The organism is Salinisphaera sp. T31B1, assembly GCF_040361275.1.
GTDB lineage: Bacteria > Pseudomonadota > Gammaproteobacteria > Nevskiales > Salinisphaeraceae > Salinisphaera.
On record NZ_APNH01000001.1, the window covers coordinates 1,488,725 to 1,509,218 of the forward strand.

The following is a 20,494-nucleotide window of genomic DNA, read 5'->3' on the forward strand; positions in this document are numbered from 1 at the left end:
GCGGCCCGGTGCCCCATTGCATCGGATGGCGTCTGGGACGCGCTCCGACTACTGCGTAGCGCTCTGGCCGGTGCAGGACTTGGTTTCGGTGTTGTAGTGCCCGCAGTCGAGATCGACCCAGTCGGCCTTGAGCTTCTTGCTGTCCGGCAGGAAGTCGGACCAGGCATCGCCCGGCACTTCGTCGTCGGTTTCCCAGACCACCGAGAACTGGCCGTCGTCGGTGATTTCGCCGATATAGACGGGTTTGGTGATGTGGTGGTTGGGCAGCAGTTCGGCGGTGCCGCCGGTGAGGTTGTCGACCTTCAGGCCGGGCAGGGTGTCGATGACGGTATCCACATCGGTGGTCCCGGCCTTCTCGACCGCCTTCACCCACAGATTGAAGCCGATATAGGTGGCCTCCATCGGGTCGTTGGTCACGCGGTCGTCGTCGCCGGTGTATTCATGCCAGTTCTTGATGAACTGCTCGTTGGCCGGCGTATCGATGCTCTCGAAATAGTTCCAGGCGGCGAGATGGCCGACCAGCGGGCCGGTATCGATGCCGGAAAGCTCCTGTTCGCCCACCGAGAACGCCACCACCGGGATATCCGCGGCCGAGATCTGCTGGTTGGCCAGTTCCTTGTAGAAGGGCACGTTGGCGTCGCCGTTGATGGTCGAGACCACGGCGGTTTTCTTGCCGACCGAGCCGAAGGCTTTCACGCGCGAGACGATGCTCTGCCAGTCGGAATGGCCGAACGGCGTGTAGTTGATCATGATGTCGGACTCGGCCACGCCGTTGTCCATCAGATACTGCTTGAGGATCTTGTTGGTGGTACGCGGATACACATAGTCCGTGCCCAGCAGCACCCAGCGCTCCACGCCGACCTCGTTCATCAGGTAGTTCACCGCCGGAATCGCCTGCTGGTTGGGCGCGGCACCGGTGTAGATGATGTTGCGCGAGGACTCCTCGCCCTCGTACTGGACGGGATAGAACAGCAGGCCGTTCAATTCCTCGAACACCGGCAGCACGGACTTGCGCGACACCGACGTCCAGGTGCCGAACACGACGTCGACCTTGTCCTGCGACAGGAGCTGGCGTGCCTTTTCGGCGAACAGCGGCCAGTTGGAGGCCGGATCCACGACCACCGGCTTGAGCTGGCAGCCGAGCAGGCCGCCTTTCTCGTTCTGCTGCTTGATCAGCATCAGGGCGGTGTCCTTGAGCGTGGACTCGCTGATGGCCATCGTGCCGGACAGCGAATGCAGCACGCCGACCTTGATCGGGCAATCGGCCTTCTTGGCGTCGTCGGCCGCCTGGGCGCTGCCGGCAAACGCGCCGAGTGCGAGCAGCGCCGGTGCCAGCACGCCCGTGGTGAGTTTATGTAGCGTCGTCGTCTTCATCGTGGTTTCCCCGTTTTTTCGAGTGGTGACGGATGAGCGGTGGTATCGATGCGCAGCGGCCCGCCGGCACGCATTGCATCGCGGGCTTCGTAGAGCCCGTGCAGGGTGATCTGGCGCACCGCATCGCGGCTGGCCTTGATATGAGCTTCGAGCAGCTGCTGGGCGGGTTCGGCGTCGCGCTCGGCGAGCCGCCGCAGAATGGCCGCGTGTTCGTCGTAGGTGGCGTCGACGCGGGCGGGCTTGACGAAATCCAGCCGCCGTACGATGCGGATGCGTTCGGTCACGTCGCGGTGAATCCGCGCCATTTCGCGATTGCCTACGGCGGCCACGATCTCGGCATGAAACCGTTCGTCGAGCTGCCAGAGGGTGGTACTGTCGGTCTCGCGCTCGGCCGGGTCGATCTGCCAGACCCCGGCAAGCTCGGCCAGAATCGGCGGTGTTTCGTCGCGCGTGCACAGGCGCCGCACGGCCGCACATTCCAGCGTGATGCGTACGTCGTAGAGTTCGTCGAACGCATTGAAGTCCAGGGGTTTGACGCGCCAGCCGCCCTTGTCCAGCACATCGACATAGCCGTCGCGCTGCAGCCGGAACAGGGCTTCGCGTACCGGCGTACGGCTGGCCCGTACCCGCGCGGCGATATCGGTCTCGGAAATCCGATCGCCGGGCATGAGATGAAAATCGAACAGCTCGCTCTTGAGCTGGGCATAGACGCGATCAGCCAGGTTCACGCGCTTGGCGCGTGTACCCGGGGCCGTTCGGGGCGTCGGCGCGATACTCATGTCAGCCCGCGTTCGGCTCGATCACGAGCAGCACATCGCCGGCCGAAACCAGCGTGCCCTGTTCGCAGCGCAGCGCTACCACCGTGCCGGCACAGGGCGCTTCGACCGCGAACTCCATCTTCATCGCCTCGACGATCACCAGCGGGTCCCCGGCCTCGACGGTCGCGCCTTCGTCGACGTGCAGCTTCCAGACGTTGCCGGACACGTCGGCGGTCACCGCTTCGCCGTCGATGTCGTCCTCGACCGGTGCCGCAGCCGGGCCGGCCTTGGCTTCCGGTTCGGCCTCGGCCTGGGCCTGCCAGTGTTCGACCTCCTTGGCGAAGGCCTGGCTCTGGCACTCGCGAAAGGCCGCGATATCGTCGGCGTTGGCATCCAGAAACTGCTGGTATTCGGCGAAGTCGAAGACTTCCTCGGTGATCTCGGCATGCAGGCGGCCGGCACGGAACTCGGCCCGCATCTCGGTGAGCCTGTCCTCGTCGACCGGGTAATAGCGCACCTGGTCGAAGAATCGCAGCAGCCAGGGCTCGCCCGGTGCGAACTGCTCGTTGTGCCCGAACTTGTTCCAGATCGGCAGGGTGCGCCCGACCAGCTGATAGCCGCCCGGCGAGTCCATGCCGTAGATACACATATAAACGCCGCCGATGCCCACCGTGCCCTCGGCGGTATAGGTGCGTGCCGGGTTGTACTTGGAGGTGACCAGGCGGTGGCGCGGGTCGATCGGCACCGCACAGGGCGCGCCGAGATAGACATCACCGAGCCCCAGCACCATATAGCTGGCCGCCAGAATCGTCTCGCGCACTTCGTCGCGCGATTCAAGGCCGTTTATGCGCTGGATGAAGTCGACGTTGTTCGGCAGCCACGGCGCGGTGTCGCGGACCGACTGGCGATAGCGCGAAACGGCATCCAGCGTGGCGCTGTCCTCGAAGGCCAGCGGGAGGTGCAGCACGCGGGTGGGCAGCTTGAGGTCGTCGACTTCGGGCAGATTGGCTTCGATCGCCAGCAGCGCCTCGATGAGATCGCGCTGGTGGATACGCTGGCCGTCGTAGTTGACCTGCAGCGAACGCACGCCGGGCGAGAGTTCGAGGATGCCGTCGACCGGGTTCTTTTCCAGCGCCTGCATGAGCAGGTACACGCGCAGGCGAAAGCGCAGGTCGAGCACGTTCGGGCCGTACTCGATCAGGATGCAGCGATCGCCGGCCTGGCGGTAGGCCACAGCCGGCCGGCTGCCCTCGGCCGGGCGCTCGGCGAGTACGCAGGGCGAGACCGTATCCGCAGGCGTCGGCAGGGCCAGCGGGCGGCGCTCGGCGGGCACCGCGAGCTCGTTGCAGGCGGCGTCCTGTTCGCGTTGCAGGGCCGCTGCCTCGTCGAAGCCGATCTGTACGAAACGGATCGTATCGCCGGGGGCGACCTGGCCGACCTTCCACAGCTCGGCCGCCGCGATCGTCACCGGACAGACGAAGCCGCCCAGGCTCGGCCCGTCGCGGGTCAGGATCACCGGCATGTCGCCGGTGAAGTTGATGGCCCCGACCGCGTATTCGGTGTCGTGGATATTGGACGGATGCAGCCCGGCCTCGCCGCCGTCCTCGCGGGCGAAGGTCGGCTTGGGGCCGTTCAGGCGAATGCCCAGGCGGTTGGAGTTGTAGTGGACTTCCCAGTCGGTATCGAAGAAGGCCGCAATCGAATCTTCGGTAAAGAAATCGGGCGCGCCGTGCGGGCCGTAGAGCACGCCGATTTCCCAGTGCTTCGTGTACTCGGGCACGAGCGCCGCGGGCGCGGCCTGTGGCGCGTTAATCGGAGCGGGCGTCGGGGCGTTGGGCCTGGAGGCATCGCAGACGGCGAGCATGTCGGTCGTTCGCAGCGGCCGGCCGGCATGGCCGCCGAACTGACCCAGCGCAAAGGTCGACTTGCTGCCCAGATAATCGGGGACGTCGATACCGCCGCGGACCGCGATATAGGTCCGACAGCCGGATTCGGCCTTGCCGACGACCAGCGTCTGGCCGGCGCGCACTTCGATCGGTGCCCAGAAATCGACCGGCGCGTCGTCCAGCGTCGCGGCCGTTTTTGCGCCCGTGAGTGCGATGACCACGTCGGTATGGAATCTGATCTGTGGCCCCAGGATCGTGCATTCGATACCGGCCGCCGAGGCGTGGTTGCCGACGATGGCATTGGCCAGACGAAAGGCGTAATCGTCCATTGGCCCGGACGGCGGTACGCCGATATGCCAGTAGCCGGTACGCCCCGGAAAATCCTGGATGCTGGTGTACGTGCCCGGTTTGACGATCTCCAGAAACGGCGGCGCGTAGTCGAAATCGGCCAGAAACGCGGTCGAGACCTCGCCGGCGGCGAATTTCTCGTCGGCCGCGATCTGGCGCAGATAATCCAGATTGGTGGCGATGCCCGACAGGCGTGTCGCATCCAGCGCATTGATCAGCCGTGCCAGCGCTTCGTCGCGGGTATTGCCGTGCACGATGAGCTTGGCGATCATCGGGTCGAAGTGCGATGACACCTCGGTGCCCGCGGCGACCCAGGTATCCACGCGCGCATGTTCGTCGAACACCACCTCGGTGAGCACGCCGGGCGAGGGCTGGAAATCGCGCGCCGGCTGTTCGGCATAGATGCGCACCTCGATCGCCGCGCCCTGCGGGTCGGCTTCAAACGCCGACAGATCGGGCGGGTTGCCGGCCGCGGTGCGCACCATCCAAGCCACCAGATCGACGCCGGTCACCGCCTCGGTGATCGGGTGCTCGACCTGCAGGCGTGTGTTCACCTCGAGGAAATAGAATGCGTCGCGCGCGCCGTCGTAGATGAATTCCACCGTGCCCGCCGAGCGATAGTTCACCGACTCGCCCAGGCTCACGGCCGCGGCCATCATCGCGTCGCGCGTGGCCGCGGGCAGATGCGGCGCCGGGGTTTCCTCGACGACTTTCTGGTTGCGCCGCTGCAGCGAACAGTCGCGCTCGCCCAGGGCCACGACCGTGCCGTTACCGTCGCCGAATATCTGGATCTCCACGTGCCGTGCCGACTCGATGAAGCGCTCGAGAAACACGCCGTCATCGGAAAAATAGTTCTGGCCCAGACGGGCGACCTTGTCGAAGGCCGCTTCCAGCTCGGCTTCGTCGTTGCAGCGCGACAGGCCGATGCCGCCGCCGCCGGCCGTGGACTTGAGCATGACCGGATAGCCGAGCTCGCTGGCCGCGGTTTTCGCCGCGTCCAGGCTGTCGAGCAGACCGGTCCCGGGCGCCAGCGGCACGCCGGCGTTCTCGGCCAGTTCGCGGGCGGTGTGCTTGAGACCGAACTGTTCGATCTGTTCGGGCGTGGGCCCGGCGAAAGCGATGCCGGCGTCTTCGCAGGCCCGGGCGAAGTCCGCGTTCTCGGATAGAAAACCGTAGCCGGGGATGATCGCCTGGGCGCCGGATTCGCGCGCCGCGTTCAACACGGCCTCGACGTTGAGATAGCTTTCCGCGGCCGTGTCGCCGCCGAGGGCTATGGCCATATCGGCCGCGCCGACGTGGCCGCTGTCGCGATCGCTGTCGGCATAGACCGCGACGCTCTTGATATCCATGGCCTTGAGCGTGCGCGCGATGCGCACCGCGATCTCGCCACGGTTGGCGATGAGGACGGTATCGAGTTCAGCCATTGTCGTTCGCCTTTGCTTTCTGGTCCGCGATATAGGCGCGCCAGCCGCCGAATGCGGTCACGTCGCGCGCGCTGTCGGCGGCCCAGCCTTCGCAGATGAAACCTTTCACTTCGCGGCCATCGGCAAGCGTCAATGTGCCGATGCCCAGGGGTGCCGGAATGAGTGCAACGAATGAGCCAAACGCCGCCACGGGCACGTCCCACAGCTCGACCTGGATCGCCGCGCCGCCGTCGCCGCGGATCAGCCCCGGTTTGGGCGGCGTGGTGCCGGCGAGTGCGAGCAACCGGTATTCAGGTGCGGTTTCGGTCTGCTCGACGAACACCGCGTCGCGCTCGGTGAGCTGCCCGTTCAGCGGCATGCCGCGCAGGTGTGCACCGACGACGGCGACGCGGATCATGGCGTCGGCGGCTGGCGCGCCGTCGGTATCGGCTATCGGTGCGGCGAGGCGCTCGTCGGTACCCAGCGGCCAGGGTTGGTGGGTCTGCCAGCGTGCGCCGAGCGCAGCCAGACGCGCGTCGTGCCAGGCAGGCGCGATCAGGGTGATGCCGGCGGGCAGGCCGTCGTCGCGAAAGCCGCCGGGCAGCGCGAGCGCGCAGTAATCGAGCAGGTTCACGAAGTTGGTATAGGTGCCCAGACGGCTGTTGAGCTCGACTGGTTCGGCCGCGATTTCGGCCTGGCTGTAGATGCTCGGCGAGGTGGGGACCAGCAGCGCGTCGACGTTTGCGATGAGCGCGTCGGCTTCGCGTCGGAGCGCGGCCAGGGCGTACTGCGCCCGAAAGGCATCGACCGCGCTGGCGTTCTTGCCGCCGGTGATGATGTCGGCTACCACCGGATCGGCCGCATCGGGATGGGCATCGATGAACTCGCCGACCGCGGCATAGCGTTCGGCCACCCACGGCCCTTGATAGAGCAGGGCGGCGGCAGCGTGGAAGGGCGCGAAATCCAGCGCCACGATCTCGGCGCCGGCATCCCGCCATCGCCCGACGGCGGATTCGAAAGCCGCGCGCGCCTTGTCGTCGCCGAAGAACTCCGGCGCGTTGGGCACGCCGAGTCTGGGCTTTGAGGTGCTCGGGGGCGCTATCGGCGCGGCCTGCGGTTGGCGCCGCGAATAGGCGTCTTCGGTATCGAAATCGACGAGCACGTCGCGAACGGTGTCCGCGTCTTCGACGTTCAGCGTGAAGATGGAGACACAGTCGAGCGATTGACAGGCCGGCAGCACGCCGCGGGTGCTGATCGCGCCGCAGGTAGCTTTGACACCCACCAGATTGTTGAAGCCGGCCGGCACGCGCCCGGAGCCGGCCGTGTCCGTGCCCAGCGAAAACGCCACCAGGCCCCGGGCCACGACCGACGCCGAGCCGGAACTCGAGCCGCCGCTGATATAGGCTGGATCGAAAGCGTTGGGCACGGCGCCGAACGGCGAGCGCGTACCGACCAGTCCGGTCGCGAACTGGTCGAGATTGGTCTTGCCCAGCAGGATTGCGCCGGCCGCCTGTAGCCGTTCGACGGCATGCGCGCTACGGGTGGGCGTATAGGCATAGTCCGGGCAGGCCGCGGTGGTCGGCAGGCCGGCGACATCGATATTGTCCTTGACCGCGAACGGCACGCCGTAGAGCGGCAGTGCTGCCTGATCGCCGGCGCAGTCGCTCAGCCGGGCGTCGAGACCGGCCAGCTGGGCATCGAGCTCGACGGCGCTAACGATATGAATCCATGCCGGATCGTCGCTCGAGAGTGCGTCGCGCAGGGCGTGGAGTGCACGGCGCGGCGTTTGTGTCGCCTCGGCGTAGCGGTCGCGCCAATCGGCCAGGGTCGCTATCGTCATGTCGTCTGCATACAGGGATGTATACAACGACTAAGCAACGCCTGTGCCAGTCCGCCGGCAGGGCGCTATATCACGCTGATCGCGAGATCTGGTCGTGTTTTATGAAGGTGGGACGCCCTTTGAAAAACGCGTGTTCGACCTGTTTCGGTGCGGCCGGCCTCCCGGCCGCGCCATTTCCGTGCAGCGTGTTTAGAACAGTCCGCTATCCAGGCCCGCCGCCACCATCAAGCCCAGCTCTTCGCACTGGGTTTCGAAGGCCGGGTCGAAGGGGCCGCGACAGATCAGCGGTTCCTGGACCGCCTTCCAGCGCAGCCCGCCGGTGATGCTCTCGATGCCGCGGCGCGTGCCGGTGCCGTCGTGGCCGGCGCGCACATAGAAGGCAAAGGGCAGCGCGTCGGTGTGATCGAGACAGGGGTAATAGATACGGTCGAAGAAGTCCTTGAGCGCGCCGCTCATATAGCCAAGGTTTTCGGGCGTCCCCAGGATCAGCCCTTGGGCGGCGAGTACATCTTCGGGTCCGGCATCCAGTGGTGCACGCCATTCGGCCTCGACCTGCCCGATATCCGGATGACCGGCACCGCGCAACACGGCGTCGACGAGGCGCCGGGTATTGGGCGAGGGTGCATGCGCGACGACCAGCAGTTTGAGCATGACGAAACAGATAGCAAGCGGGCCGAAGATCATCGTGATCGGTACCCGCCCCTACCGCAACCGGCCGCAGCCTGTCGTCGCGTCACCAGTCCCGGTTTAGCTGACGGCGCGGCGGTCGCGTGGCCGGTTTGTCCGGTCGTGTTCGCGGCTTCGGTCCGTGTAACGGGGTGATGTTGGGTGGTGTCGGCCCTATCAGGCGGGTGGTATCGCGTCCGCGCGCCCGACCCGGGTATTCTGGCCCGGAGGTTTTGCCGAGTGATGATCCCCATGCCTGCGCCCCGCTTGATCCGGATGCTCACGACCGGGCTGCTCTGCCTCGTGGGCCATGCCGCCTGGGCCGATTCCGCTACTCGTACGATCTGTGTCTATGACCCGGTGGGTGCCAGCGGGCCGATCATCGAGCAGTTCCAGGACTATGTGATCTTCGCGCGAGACCATGGCGTCGTCTTCGATCTGCGCCCGTATACCAGCGAGGAGGTCGTGGCCTCCGATTTCAAGGCCGGGCGATGCGACGCCGCGGGCCTGACCGGCATTCGTGTCAAACAGTTCGTCGATTTCGCCGGCAGCCTGGACATGGTTGGCGGGCTGCAGACCTACGAACAGCTGCATACCGCGATTCGGGTGATGGCCAGCGACAAGGCCGCGCCGCTGATGCACGAGAACGGTTACGAGATTGCGGGTATCGTGCCGGGCGGCAAGGTGTTTTTGTTCTCGCGCGACAAGCGTTTTCTAGACAGCCTCGAGGCGGCCGCGGGAAAGAAGGTCGCGGTCATCGGCTATGACCGGCAGGCCCGTGTGGTGGCCAACGTGGCGGGGGCTTCGCCGGTGCCAGCGACCATCGCCAGCTTCGGGCCGCTGTTCAACAACCACAGTGTCGATATGGCTTATGCCCCGTCGATCGCCTACCGACCGTTGGAGTTGTACAAGGGGCTGGGCGAGTCCGGGGGCGTTGCCGATTTCGTGCTCGGCATGCTGTCGTTGCAAATGGTGGTTCATCGCGATCGTTTTCCTGCGGACTTTCCGGCCGCCTCGCGTCGCTGGGCGTTGGACAACGCCTGGGATCGGGTCATCCCGCGTATCCGCCAGGCCGACCGTGAGATACCCGAGCATTACTGGGTGCCCATCGACGGCCAGCGCGAGACCAAGTACCGCGGCATGCTGCGGGAGATTCGTCAGCGGCTCTGGGACCAGGGCTGGTACAACCATCGCATGCAGCATCTGTTGAAGAAGATCCGCTGTGCCAGCGACGGCGGCCTGGCCGAGTGCAGTCTCGACTCGGAAGGCGGGGCGGTGAACTGAGCGCGCCGCCATCGCGCGAGCGACGTCGCCCAACGGCCGCATGCACCCGATATAATCACAGTCGATATCGTTCGGACTATCATTCTGCGTATGAATATCAGGGATATCGACCTGAACCTGCTGGTCTTTCTGGACGCGCTGCTGCGTGAGCGCAGCGTGACCAAGGCCGCCCAGGCCATGGATATCAGCCAGCCGGCGATGAGCAACGCGCTTCGGCGTCTGCGTACGCTGCTGGGTGACCCGGTATTGGTACGCACGGCCGGCGGCATGCAGCCGACCGCGCGCGCCGAACAGCTGCACCGGCCGGTTCGCAACGCCCTGGCCCAGATGGAAGCCGCGATCGCCCCCAACCGTGCCTTCGAGCCCGCCACGGCCACGCGGCTGTTCACCGTGCTGATCACCGACTATGCCGCGTCCGTGCTCATGCCGCGCGTGGTGAGCGTGCTGGAGGCCGAGGCGCCCAATATCGCGCTCAATATCCTGTCCGCATCCAGCGACGCCATCGACCAGATCGAACGCGGCGAAGCGGACTTTCTGGTCAACCGGTTCGGCAAGCTGCCGGCCAATTTTCATCAGCAGCGGCTGTGGAGCGATCGCCTGGCCTGTCTGATCCGCAAGGATCACCCGGCGCTGGTGGCCAACGACGGCGTGCTGACGCTGGAGACGTTTCTGTCACAAAAACACGTGCTGATCACCCAGACCGGCATCGGGCTGAGCCGTATCGACGAAGAGCTGGCCGACCGTGGCCTGGCTCGCGATATCAGCGTGCTTACTCGGCATTACCAGCTTCCACGCGAGCTGGTCGCCAATAGCAACATGATCGTGGCGCTGCCTGCACGTATCGCCCGCTATCAGGCACGGCATCTCGGCCTGGCCGTGCTCGAGCCACCGGTGGAGCTGCCGGAGTTTCATATCGGCATCGCCTGGGGCGCGCTCGACCATCACGATGTCGCCCATCGCTGGCTACGCGAGCGTATCGTGGCAATCGCGCGCGAAGCGTTCTGATGCCGCTGCATCGCGGGGTGCCGGCATGCTTGTGATGCCGGGTTCGACGCCAGCCTCGCTGCCGGACACACCCCCGGCCCGCTGAGCTTCCGCAGGCCGGTGGCGGCGTCCCGAAGAGGCCGTCGTATTGGGCACGCCGCCGCCAACCACGGTGGCGACGGCTCGGTCGGCGCTGCCCTATGTACCGCCACAGGCCGGGCCTGTGCACCGGCCCGGCCTTTCGCACGGTGTCCTGTACATGGGCACGTTCCGGCACGCACCGGCGACTTCGTACCTTAGACGCGGGGCGGCCTCCCGGCGTGCGAACAGACAAGCCGACCGGTTGCAGCGAGTATGACGAGCGCTGCGGCACAGGCCCCGGCCGTACGGGGCCGGCACGGCCGCGCATCGTGCGGCAGCGCTGACCCGTGGCTTGTGCGGGCATGCGGTTTTCGACCGCGCCGGCCGGTGTATTCGCGGGCCGGCCAAAGCACAAAGCCAGGCGAATCACGCGCCACTGCCTGTAACCGTTGTAATGAACGAACGTTCGTTCTATGTTGTCGGCCAAAGGAGATGACATGAACGAACGAGCCAACGATCGATTCAGCCTGAACGGCCACGTTGCGCTGGTGACCGGCGCCGGGACCGGCCTGGGCGCCAGTTTTGCCATGACGCTGGCCGAGGCAGGTGCGGCCGTGGTGCTGTGCGGCCGTCGCGAAGCGCCGCTCCAGGCTGTCGCCGAGCGCATTGTCGAGCAGGGCGGTCGCGCCTGTGCCGCACCCATGGACGTCACCGATGCCGCTTCCGTGGCGGACGCGTTCGACACCGCCGAGCAAGCGCTGGGCGTGGTGGACATCGCGGTCTGCAATGCGGGCGTGGCCGTGGCCGGAAAGGCCATCGACATGGACGAGAACGACTGGCTGACCACGATCGAGGTCAATCTGTCGGGCTGCTGGCGGGTCGCGACCGAATGCGCCCGGCGTCTGCGTGCCGCCGAGACGCCGGGCAGCGTGATCAATATCACTTCCATTCTCGGCCATCGCGTGGCCGGCATGGTCGCGCCGTATGCCGCGTCCAAGGGCGGGCTGGAACAGCTTACGCGCAGCCTGTCACTGGAATGGGCGCGCTATGGCATCCGCGTGAACGCGCTCGCGCCGGGCTATATCGCGACCGATCTGAACCGCGCGTTCTTCGATTCCGAACCCGGGCAGAAGATGATCAAGCGTATTCCGCAACAGCGGCTGGGCGAGGTCGACGACCTGTCCGGCGCATTGCTTCTGCTGGCCTCCGACGCTGGCCGTTACATGACCGGCTCGACCATCGTGGTCGATGGCGGCCACCTGCAATCCTCTCTATAAGGGCCGCCTGCCATGGATTTTCAACTCTCGCCCGAGATTCAAGACTACTGCGAACGCATCCGTGCATTCGTGGACGACGAGCTCATTCCGCTGGAAGCCGATCCGGCCAGCTACGATGAACATGAGAACATTGCGCCCGAGCTGCTCGAGCGCATGAAAGCCAAGGTGAAACAGGCGGGTCTGTGGTCGTTGCAGATGCCCAAGGCACGCGGCGGCCAAGGCCTGTCGATTGTCGGCATGGCCGCCTGTTACGAGCAGATGAACCGCTCGATCTTCGGGCCGGTGTGTTTCAACTCGGCCGCGCCGGACGACGGCAACATGATCGTGCTGGAGAAGGTGGGCACCGAGGCACAGAAGGAATGGTTTCTCCAGCCGATCGTCGATGGCGACGTCCGCTCGTCGTTCGCCATGACCGAGCCGCCGCCGGGCGCCGGTTCCGACCCGACGGTGATGAAGACCACGGCCACCCGCGACGGCGATGACTGGATCATCAACGGTCACAAGCATTACATCACCGGTTCGGGCGTGGCCAAGCATTTCATTCTCATTGCGCGCACCTCGGACGACACGCGCAAGGGTCTAACGGCCTTCTTGTTCCATGCCGACGACCCGGGCTGGGAGATCATCCGCCGGATCCCGATCATGGGCCCCGAAGAACACGGCGGGCATTGCGAGATTCGTTTCGACGGCCTGCGGATTCCCGATCGCAACCGCCTCATGGAGGTGGGCGACGGTCTGAAGGTCACCCAGATCCGGCTGGGCACGGCGCGGCTGACCCACTGCATGCGCTGGCTAGGCCTGGCGCGCCGCTCGCTGGAGATCGCCGCCGACTATGTCGACACGCGCGAAGCCTTCGGCGTGCGCCTGGCCGATCGCGAAGGCGTGCAGAACATGCTGGGCGATGCGGCCATGGCGATCCAGACCGGGCGGCTGCTGACCATGCACGCGGCCTGGAAGCTCGATCAGGGCAGTTTTGCCAAGAAAGAAGTATCGATGGCCAAGGTCAACGTCTCCGAGACGCTCCACAAGGCCGTGGATACTGCCATCCAGCTCAACGGGGCACGCGGCTATTCCAAGGACACGGTTCTGGAATGGATCTATCGCTATGCCCGGCAGGCCCGGTTGGTCGACGGCGCCTCGGAAGTGCACAAGATGGTGTTCTCGCGCACGCTGATGGCCGAGGGCCGTGACTTCTGGGCATGGTGAAATAACAGCTGAGTGCACGAGCCAAGGGCATACCGCGTACCGATAAAGCGCGGGTGCCGATCGTGCCCAGCCGCCTTTCGGAGACAGACTCGATGGCACAGGCCGATTACGAAGCGCTGGCCCGCAATCCAGCCAATCATTCGGCGCTTACGCCGCTGGCCTTTCTGAAACGCTCGGCGTATATCCACGGCAACAAGACCGCGGTGATCGACCGCGACATGACGTTGACCTACCGGGCGTTCGACGAGCGTTGTCGACGCCTGGCCGACGCGCTGGCCCAGCGTGGTATCGGCCCGGGAGACACGGTGGCGATCCTGTGCCGCAATACGCATGAAATGCTCGAAGCGCGTTATGCCGTTCCGATGCTGGGCGCGGTGCTCAACCCGATCAACACGCGTCTGGACGCGGCCACGATCGGCTTCATTCTCGAGCACGGCGATGCGAAATTGCTGATCTGCGATCACGCCTTCGGCAAAGAGGCCGGTCCCGCGATGGCGCGTCTTGATGCGCCGCCCGACATGGTCGTGATCAGCAGTCACCACGGCGCGACCGGGGAACTGTACGGCGAGCCCTATGAAGACCTGATAACCGACGGCGACTCGGCGTTCGAATGGGACAAACCTAACGACGAATGGGCGCCGTTGACGCTGCTCTACACCTCCGGCACTACCGGCGATCCGAAGGGCGTGGTCTACCATCACCGCGGCGCCTATCTGGCGGCCATGAGCAACGCCATGGCGTTTAACATGACCGCCGACTCGGTCTACCTGTGGACATTGCCCATGTTCCACTGCGACGGCTGGGGCTATGTCTGGGCGGTGACCGCCGCCGGGGGGACCCATGTCTGTCTGGAGGCGATCGATACCGATCGAATTCACGAACGCATGGAGACCTGTAGGGTGACGCATCTGTGCGGCGCGCCGATCGTGCTCAACAGCCTGTTGGCCGATTTCGCCAAGCGCGGGCTGACGCTGAGCGTAAGCGCGGATTTCGCCCTGGGCGGCGCCGCGCCCCCGGCCGCGGTCATTTCGCGCGCCAAGGCGATCGGCTTCGAGATCACCCATCTCTACGGGCTCACCGAAACCTACGGGCCGTCGGCACTGTGTGTCTGGCAGCCGGCCTGGGGAGAGTTGTCCGTCAACGAGCTGGCCGGGCGCATGGCGCGACAGGGCGTAGCTAACTTCGCCATCGACGATTTCACCGTGCTCGGCCTCGAAGACGGCACACCGGTGCCGTTCGACGGCCAGACGCTGGGCGAGATCTGTATTCGCGGCAATACAGTCATGGCGGGGTATCTTAAGAATCCGTCCAAGACGTCGGAAGCATTCGCCGACGGCTGGTTCCACAGCGGCGATCTGGCGGTAACCCATCCGGACGGTTATATCGAGATCAAGGACCGCGCCAAGGACATCATCATCTCGGGCGGCGAGAACATTTCCAGCCTTGAAGTCGAGGACGTGCTCTACTCTCACGATGCCGTGGCCGAAGCCGCTGTGGTCGCCTGGCCGGACGATAAGTGGGGCGAGGTGCCCTGTGCGTTTGTCACCCTCAACCAGGAAGAAACCGTCGACGCCGACACGCTGATCGCCTATTGCCGCGATCGTATGGCGCATTTCAAGGCGCCCAAACATATCGTGTTCGGCGAACTGCCGAAGACGGCCACCGGCAAGATCCGAAAGAACGTGCTGCGCGAGCGTGCCGAAGCACCGAGCACCGATCGGCAGTCGCGCGACTAGCGGCGTCCCTATCCAGCACCTGGCATCGCGCGGCGCGCCCCAAGCACGCGGCGCGTGTGCTCGGCCGGACCGTTCGCGCGGCTGGTAGAGTCACAACCGTGGCTGGTCACATTCCCGGTCGCGTATTGGCCCATATGAACCAGCGGCATCACGCTATGCGCCTGTTCGAAGGACTGTCCGCCTTTCCCATCACGCCGACCGACGCCCACGCCCGGGTCGACGAACACGCCTTCCAGCGCGTACTCGAACCGCTCATCACGGCCGGCGTGGATTCGATCGGCGTGCTCGGCAGCACCGGCTCGTATGTGTATCTCAACCGCGAGCAACGCCGACGTGCGATCGAGATCGCGGTAGCCATCGCGAACGGTCGGGTGCCCGTCATCGCCGGCATCGGTGCCATGCGAACCGACACGGTCATGGGTATGGCCGAAGACGCGGTGGCCGCCGGGGCCGAAGGGCTGCTGTTGGCGCCGGTATCGTATATCCCGCTGACCGACGACGAAGTCCGCGCGCACGTGCAAGCCATTGCCAATGCCGCCGAACGGCCGATCTGTCTGTATAACAACCCGACGACCACGCGCTTCGATTTCCACGCGGCGCTCGTTGGCCAGCTCAGCGCCCACCCGAACATCGCAGCCATCAAGACGCCGGCCCCGGCTCACGATCCAGCGACTTACCATGCGTCGCTGACTGCACAGGTCGAGGCCTCGTTCTCGGTGGGCTACAGCGTCGATGCGCTGGCCTGCGAAGCCCTCATCGCCGGCGGACAGGCGTGGTATTCGGCCATGGCCGGCGTCTTTCCCGAGCGTTGTCTTGCACTTGCGCGAGCGGCTCGTGCGGGCAACGCAACGCAGGCACGTCGTCTCGATGCGGCCTTGCAGCCGCTGTGGGCCTTATGTAGCCGCCATAGCAGCTACCGGGTGGCCCATGAAGCCGCCCGCCTGCTGGGCCATACATCGCGCCCGCCGTTGCGCCCGATCGCGCCGCTGCCGAGCCGGGCGAGCGACGACCTCGCGGACGTTATCACGCGCCTGAAACTGCGCTGAATAACGCCATCGGCCGGTAAGACCGGATCCAGGCCGCAACCCGTTGCGCCGGCGTGTGAAATTGGCAGCCGTGAAGTTCGGTGCTCATTGAACTGGGTAGGTGTTAGCAAGCGGAGTTGGTCATAAAAAACCTCCTGAATGGTGTTTTCTGCACGCATTCACCGAAGCGGCATTTCTTTGCATGTCATCGGTGTGTCGAAAAAAGTGATCAGTGCAAACCGCTATCCCTGCTTGACATTGATGCGTGCACCGTCGAGCTGGTCTGATCCACGTGGCCTCTCGAGGCGGCCAGCCACGTGGCGTTTCAATCCACGCGGCCCATGCGGGCCGCGACGCCGCGATCTGGTTCAGCGTCAGATGACGGTCGGTGTTGCGATCCACGCGACCCGTGCGGGCCGCGACAAGGAGTGGCGGGAAGCGCTGCAATCGCTACAGGTTTCGATCCACGCGACCCGTGCGGGCCGCGACAAGTAGTCGGCCATCGGGCCGCCGCCAGTCGACAGGTGACCCGTGCGGGCCGCGACGAAACCCCATTCGCGAATGCGGGGGCCGGTGATGTTTCGATCCACGCGACCCGTGCGGGCCGCGACTCACCCGCACCGGATCGCCCGGCTCCGTCACGGGTTTCGATCCACGCGACCCGTGCGGGCCGCGACCGTACGGCACCTCCAGGCCAGCGGCGATGCCGTGGTTTCGATCCACGCGACCCGTGCGGGCCGCGACTTTTGTTGAACGTCAGCACTCGCGCATTATCATCGTTTCGATCCACGCGACCCGTGCGGGCCGCGACGCGAATGCGCCCCTGAATGACCAAGCGGGGACCGGGTTTCGATCCACGCGACCCGTGCGGGCCGCGACTTTTGGTATGCATAAAGTCCGTTTCATTAGACGTGTTTCGATCCACGCGACCCGTGCGGGCCGCGACCGGCCGGGATCTCGCTGGCCCAGCGCTCGTAGTCGTTTCGATCCACGCGACCCGTGCGGGCCGCGACCATCTCACCGCTGCGGCTCTGGATATAGCTCTGGGTTTCGATCCACGCGACCCGTGCGGGCCGCGACGCGAGATCGCGGCCGAGATCGACGGCGAGCGCGAGTTTCGATCCACGCGACCCGTGCGGGCCGCGACGCGTATGCGATCCGCTCGAAAGCCTGGATATTGGTTTCGATCCACGCGACCCGTGCGGGCCGCGACAGGAGGACCCGAGGTCCTCCCGCAGCGTCTCGTAGTTTCGATCCACGCGACCCGTGCGGGCCGCGACGTTTGCCGCTTATCTATTTGCAGGCTCTAGTCGGTTTCGATCCACGCGACCCGTGCGGGCCGCGACTGACAGGCGATGTATTTAAAAACGCTCCGATTGAGTTTCGATCCACGCGACCCGTGCGGGCCGCGACGCGCGTGCCGCCGTCGCCCAGCTGGCGGTAATAGGTTTCGATCCACGCGACCCGTGCGGGCCGCGACAGGCGGGGCTCGATCAGTGTTTCTTCGATGCCGAGTTTCGATCCACGCGACCCGTGCGGGCCGCGACAGCGATCGTCCAAGCGACTGTTTTCAATGCCTGAATACAGATACTTCGGCGAACGTTGTTCATTTTGCCCGACTTCAAGAAAAGGGCAATGGCGATGCTGGATTAACAAGCTGATTTACTGGGTTGTTAAAGAGCCGCGAATACCCCGTGCATTCTAGGTACGCTTGGGGTTCGCAAAAGCCAGCGTTTGGAGCGCGTCAGAGAATCAGTGGCGCGTTGAGGTCACGGACCGGTTTGGCGCCGATGTGTTCGACGCGGCGCTGCCATTCTCGCCCGAGGAAATAGAAACGTAGACTGTCGGTGTCCGCGTTAATGATATCGCAGAGCCGGTTTTTCAGTTTGACCCACTGATCCGGCTCAACTTCTATTTCGAATACTGAGTACTGCACGCGTTGGCCGTAATCCAGGCAGGCTTTGCCTACGCGTCGCAGTCTCCGCGGACCATCTCCGCTGACCACGCTTACGTCGTAACTGACCAGTACCATCATGGCGAGTTGCCTATTGCCAGATAAATGGGGGGTATGCGTCGAGGTCGCCCCGCAGGTGGCGTGCGAGTAGTTGCGCTTGAAGGCTTGGGACCAGGCCCAGTGGGGCTGTTTCGCCTAGAAAAGGATGCGTCAGCTCTTCGCGTTTACGCTCTTGATACGTCGTCAATACAGTTTTGCGAGCATCGTCACTGAGCAACACCGCGCCACTTTCGGCGACAGAAAAGTCCTTGGCCTTGATCTGACGGCGATTGATAAGAGTCAGCGCAAGCCGGTCGGCCAGGATCGGCCGGAATTCCTCGGCGAGATCCAGCGCCAGACTCGGGCGCCCCGGTCGATCGCGGTGGAGAAATCCCACAGCCGAATCCAGCCCGGTTTGTTCCAACGCCGATCGGCAATCGTGTGTGAGCAACGTGTAGAGAAACGACAGTAGGGCGTTGACGCGATCGCGCGGCGGGCGGCGATTGCGCCCGCTGAACACAAACTCGTCTTCTTCGCTGTTGATCAGCGCAGCGAAACTACCGAAATAACTTTGCGCGGCTTCGCCCTCCAATCCACGCAGCACTTGCGCGTCGTAGGTTTCGAGCAGACGTGTGCCGATTCGTTCCAGACGTTTGACGGTCGATTCGAGTGCGCGGCGGTCGGCGTCGTGTAGCCGATCCCCGCGGTCACGCAGCTGTCGGCGCGCGACAGCGCGTTGGTTGTGTATCTTGCCGATCAGCAAATGCCGGATGATCGGTACGCATCGCTCGGGATCATCGGTCGCGCGGTATTGAGTGCGTCGCAGCAGCACGTTGCCAGAGACGGGCCCTTCTACACGCGCCTGAAATCGGCCGTTCGGTGTGAAATAGCTGATCGCGATGGCCTGCTCGCAGCAATAGGCCATCAAGGGCGGCGACACTAATACACGCCCGAAGCAGACTAGCGATTCGAGCATGTGTGCTGGGATGCGGCCACGCTCTTCGCTCTCGATCATCATGACGATATTAGCGCCGTCTATCTTCAGCCAAGCACCTTCGCTCGTCACGTAGAGCGTATTGAGTAGGCGTCTCACGATTCAGTGTCTGAGCTGGGCGGCAAGCCACTGGGCCACGGGCGCATGCGATGACATGGCCTGTGGCTGACAGTGATCGATCAATGAACAGCCGTTGCATTTTTTGGCGACGTACACGGCCCGCGGCGTCTTGCCGTGTCTGATCAGTGCGCGTGTCTCAGCAGCAATGTCTTCGGTGAGTTGTCGGAGTGCTTGATCAAAGGCTACTGGTTTACGGCGCTTCGTCTGGCCGTAAAACAAAGCGCCTTCCGGGATATCTACTGACATCATTTCTTCAAGACAAAGCGCCTGAGCACAGAGCTGGACCTCATCCGCCCGATGCGCTTTTGGACGTCCGCGCTTGTATTCAACCGGGCGCACGATACGCACGGTGTCGCCCTGCTCAAACTCCACGACATCCGCGTAGCCTGTCAGCCCAAGTCGCTCGCAGGCCAGCGGAAGCGCCATTGCGGTATGCACGCCGCGGCGCTGTTCGTGTCCATACCGATCAGCGCGTTCGTGTAGTACACGCCCTTCAGCGGTGTGCCGATTTTCTTGCCAGATACGCTCGAGATGTATGAGTGCGCACTGCCGGTCGCAATACAGATAGTGCTGCAGGGCAGAAATTGGAACGATGATGTCTTCTTCTTCCAACGGGCCGGCTCAAAGCATCTCTTCAACCGTGACGCCGTTCGGTAGGCCCTCGCGGTTGATCGTAACTTGATAATCGCTGTATCGACGAGCAGGTGTGTCTGTTCGGCCGTCTTGTCTTGCCACGCACACCCGATCGAACAGCGAATGGGCCGGTGCGTTACCCATGGCATTGTCATGTTTGAACACGATAAGTCTACGAGCGGCCATTTCGCCGCGAGCAGCAGACCGGTCGTGTTCGAACATATTCATCAATGCCCGCCAGAACAACGCGAGATCGTCTTCAGAAAAGCCGGTGCGCTCAGCGAGTTTCGCGGAGATGAAGCCGTGGGCACGATATAGGCCGTAAGGGATAATGTGTTTGCGACCCATCGTCCGGTTATCGCCGCTCTGTTTTTCCGCTTCGGCTTCTGTGGTCACGGCCATACGGGTGATCGACACTTCCAGCGGTACGACCGGATCAATCGACTGTGCGAACGCGATCTGGATCGGGCCGCGCACCTGCCCGGCATTGACGCCGGTGGTCATGACTGCGCCGAAGGTTCGGACGTCGAAAAAGTTCTCGCACATGAATCGTGTCAGCTGATCTGCCTTTTCCTTATCTTTAGGTAGCTTGCCTTTTTCCGGCGTCAGTTTCTGCTCGTCGTAAGCCTTGCGATGCTGATTATTCAGGATCGCTTTCTCTTGCATATAGATCGCATACCCGGCGTCTTTTTCTTTATCCAGTGCGACAAAATTACGAATTTTGCGTTTTAGGCAGACGTCGGTTACCAGCCCCTGATTGGTTTCAGGATCAAGCCGGGGCAGATTGCCCGCATCCGGGTCACCGTTTGGGTTGCCATTGGCAACATCGAAAAGAAGAACGAACTCGTAGCGATTGCTGATTGCGGTCATGGATCCCCCTGGCACT

At 64.2% G+C, this 20,494-nt stretch carries 15 protein-coding genes and 1 CRISPR repeat array; of the genes, 6 read left to right on the forward strand and 9 right to left on the reverse strand.

Annotated elements, in window-relative coordinates; all coding sequences use genetic code 11:
• Positions 1-48 precede the first annotated feature (48 nt).
• The 5 genes from urtA to T31B1_RS06825 form a co-directional block, all read right to left on the reverse strand.
• Positions 49-1,374 carry an urea ABC transporter substrate-binding protein gene (gene urtA / locus T31B1_RS06805; protein ID WP_353248681.1) on the reverse strand — a complete coding sequence of 442 codons (1,326 nt, stop codon included), beginning with the start codon at positions 1,372-1,374 and terminating at the stop codon, positions 49-51.
• Positions 1,371-2,153, reverse strand: coding sequence for a GntR family transcriptional regulator (locus T31B1_RS06810; protein ID WP_353248682.1), 783 nt, complete (start codon positions 2,151-2,153; stop codon positions 1,371-1,373). Before T31B1_RS06810 ends, urtA begins: the two co-directional genes overlap by 4 nt.
• A gap of 1 nt (position 2,154) precedes the next feature.
• Positions 2,155-5,790, reverse strand: a complete 3,636-nt coding sequence (uca, locus tag T31B1_RS06815) for an urea carboxylase (RefSeq protein ID WP_353248683.1) — start codon at positions 5,788-5,790, stop codon at positions 2,155-2,157.
• Positions 5,783-7,609, reverse strand: a complete 1,827-nt coding sequence (gene atzF / locus T31B1_RS06820; protein WP_353248684.1) for an allophanate hydrolase — start codon at positions 7,607-7,609, stop codon at positions 5,783-5,785. Before atzF ends, uca begins: the two co-directional genes overlap by 8 nt.
• A gap of 189 nt (positions 7,610-7,798) precedes the next feature.
• Positions 7,799-8,293 (reverse strand): flavodoxin family protein, encoded by a 495-nt coding sequence (locus tag T31B1_RS06825; protein WP_353248685.1) that lies wholly within the window; start codon positions 8,291-8,293, stop codon positions 7,799-7,801.
• 234 nt (positions 8,294-8,527) lie between these two features.
• On the opposite strand from T31B1_RS06825, the gene T31B1_RS06830 reads away from it, so the two are divergent.
• From T31B1_RS06830 to T31B1_RS06855, 6 genes are all read left to right on the forward strand, one after another.
• Positions 8,528-9,559, forward strand: a complete 1,032-nt coding sequence (locus T31B1_RS06830) for a putative solute-binding protein (protein WP_353248686.1) — start codon at positions 8,528-8,530, stop codon at positions 9,557-9,559.
• A gap of 90 nt (positions 9,560-9,649) precedes the next feature.
• Positions 9,650-10,564: a LysR family transcriptional regulator gene (locus T31B1_RS06835; protein WP_353248687.1), complete on the forward strand. Its 915-nt coding sequence runs from the start codon at positions 9,650-9,652 to the stop codon at positions 10,562-10,564.
• 557 nt (positions 10,565-11,121) lie between these two features.
• The gene (locus T31B1_RS06840; RefSeq protein WP_353248688.1) at positions 11,122-11,901 is read left to right on the forward strand and encodes an SDR family NAD(P)-dependent oxidoreductase; all 780 of its coding nucleotides are present in this window, start codon (positions 11,122-11,124) and stop codon (positions 11,899-11,901) included.
• A gap of 12 nt (positions 11,902-11,913) precedes the next feature.
• The gene (locus T31B1_RS06845; protein ID WP_353248689.1) at positions 11,914-13,107 is read left to right on the forward strand and encodes an acyl-CoA dehydrogenase family protein; all 1,194 of its coding nucleotides are present in this window, start codon (positions 11,914-11,916) and stop codon (positions 13,105-13,107) included.
• 92 nt (positions 13,108-13,199) lie between these two features.
• A complete protein-coding gene (locus tag T31B1_RS06850) occupies positions 13,200-14,843 on the forward strand; it encodes an AMP-binding protein (RefSeq protein WP_353248690.1) in 1,644 nt (547 codons plus the stop codon).
• 155 nt (positions 14,844-14,998) lie between these two features.
• The gene (locus T31B1_RS06855; protein ID WP_353248691.1) at positions 14,999-15,889 is read left to right on the forward strand and encodes a dihydrodipicolinate synthase family protein; all 891 of its coding nucleotides are present in this window, start codon (positions 14,999-15,001) and stop codon (positions 15,887-15,889) included.
• A gap of 557 nt (positions 15,890-16,446) precedes the next feature.
• Positions 16,447-17,415: direct repeats of the CRISPR family, unit length 33 nt; unit sequence GTTTCGATCCACGCGACCCGTGCGGGCCGCGAC.
• 197 nt (positions 17,416-17,612) lie between these two features.
• Here the strand turns inward: T31B1_RS06855 and cas2 are convergent.
• Genes cas2 through cas7c form a run of 4 tightly spaced genes read right to left on the reverse strand, consistent with a single transcriptional unit; the run spans position 17,613 to position 20,478 of the window.
• Positions 17,613-17,903, reverse strand: coding sequence for a CRISPR-associated endonuclease Cas2 (gene cas2, locus T31B1_RS06860; protein WP_353248692.1), 291 nt, complete (start codon positions 17,901-17,903; stop codon positions 17,613-17,615).
• A 10-nt stretch (positions 17,904-17,913) separates the two neighbouring features.
• Positions 17,914-18,954 carry a type I-C CRISPR-associated endonuclease Cas1c gene (gene cas1c / locus T31B1_RS06865; RefSeq protein ID WP_353248693.1) on the reverse strand — a complete coding sequence of 347 codons (1,041 nt, stop codon included), beginning with the start codon at positions 18,952-18,954 and terminating at the stop codon, positions 17,914-17,916.
• A gap of 3 nt (positions 18,955-18,957) precedes the next feature.
• On the reverse strand, positions 18,958-19,587 hold the full coding sequence (gene cas4, locus T31B1_RS06870) for a CRISPR-associated protein Cas4 (RefSeq protein WP_353248694.1): 630 nt from the start codon (positions 19,585-19,587) through the stop codon (positions 18,958-18,960).
• Positions 19,588-19,596: 9 nt separating this feature from the next.
• Positions 19,597-20,478, reverse strand: coding sequence for a type I-C CRISPR-associated protein Cas7/Csd2 (cas7c, locus tag T31B1_RS06875; protein WP_353248695.1), 882 nt, complete (start codon positions 20,476-20,478; stop codon positions 19,597-19,599).
• Positions 20,479-20,494: the final 16 nt, after the last annotated feature.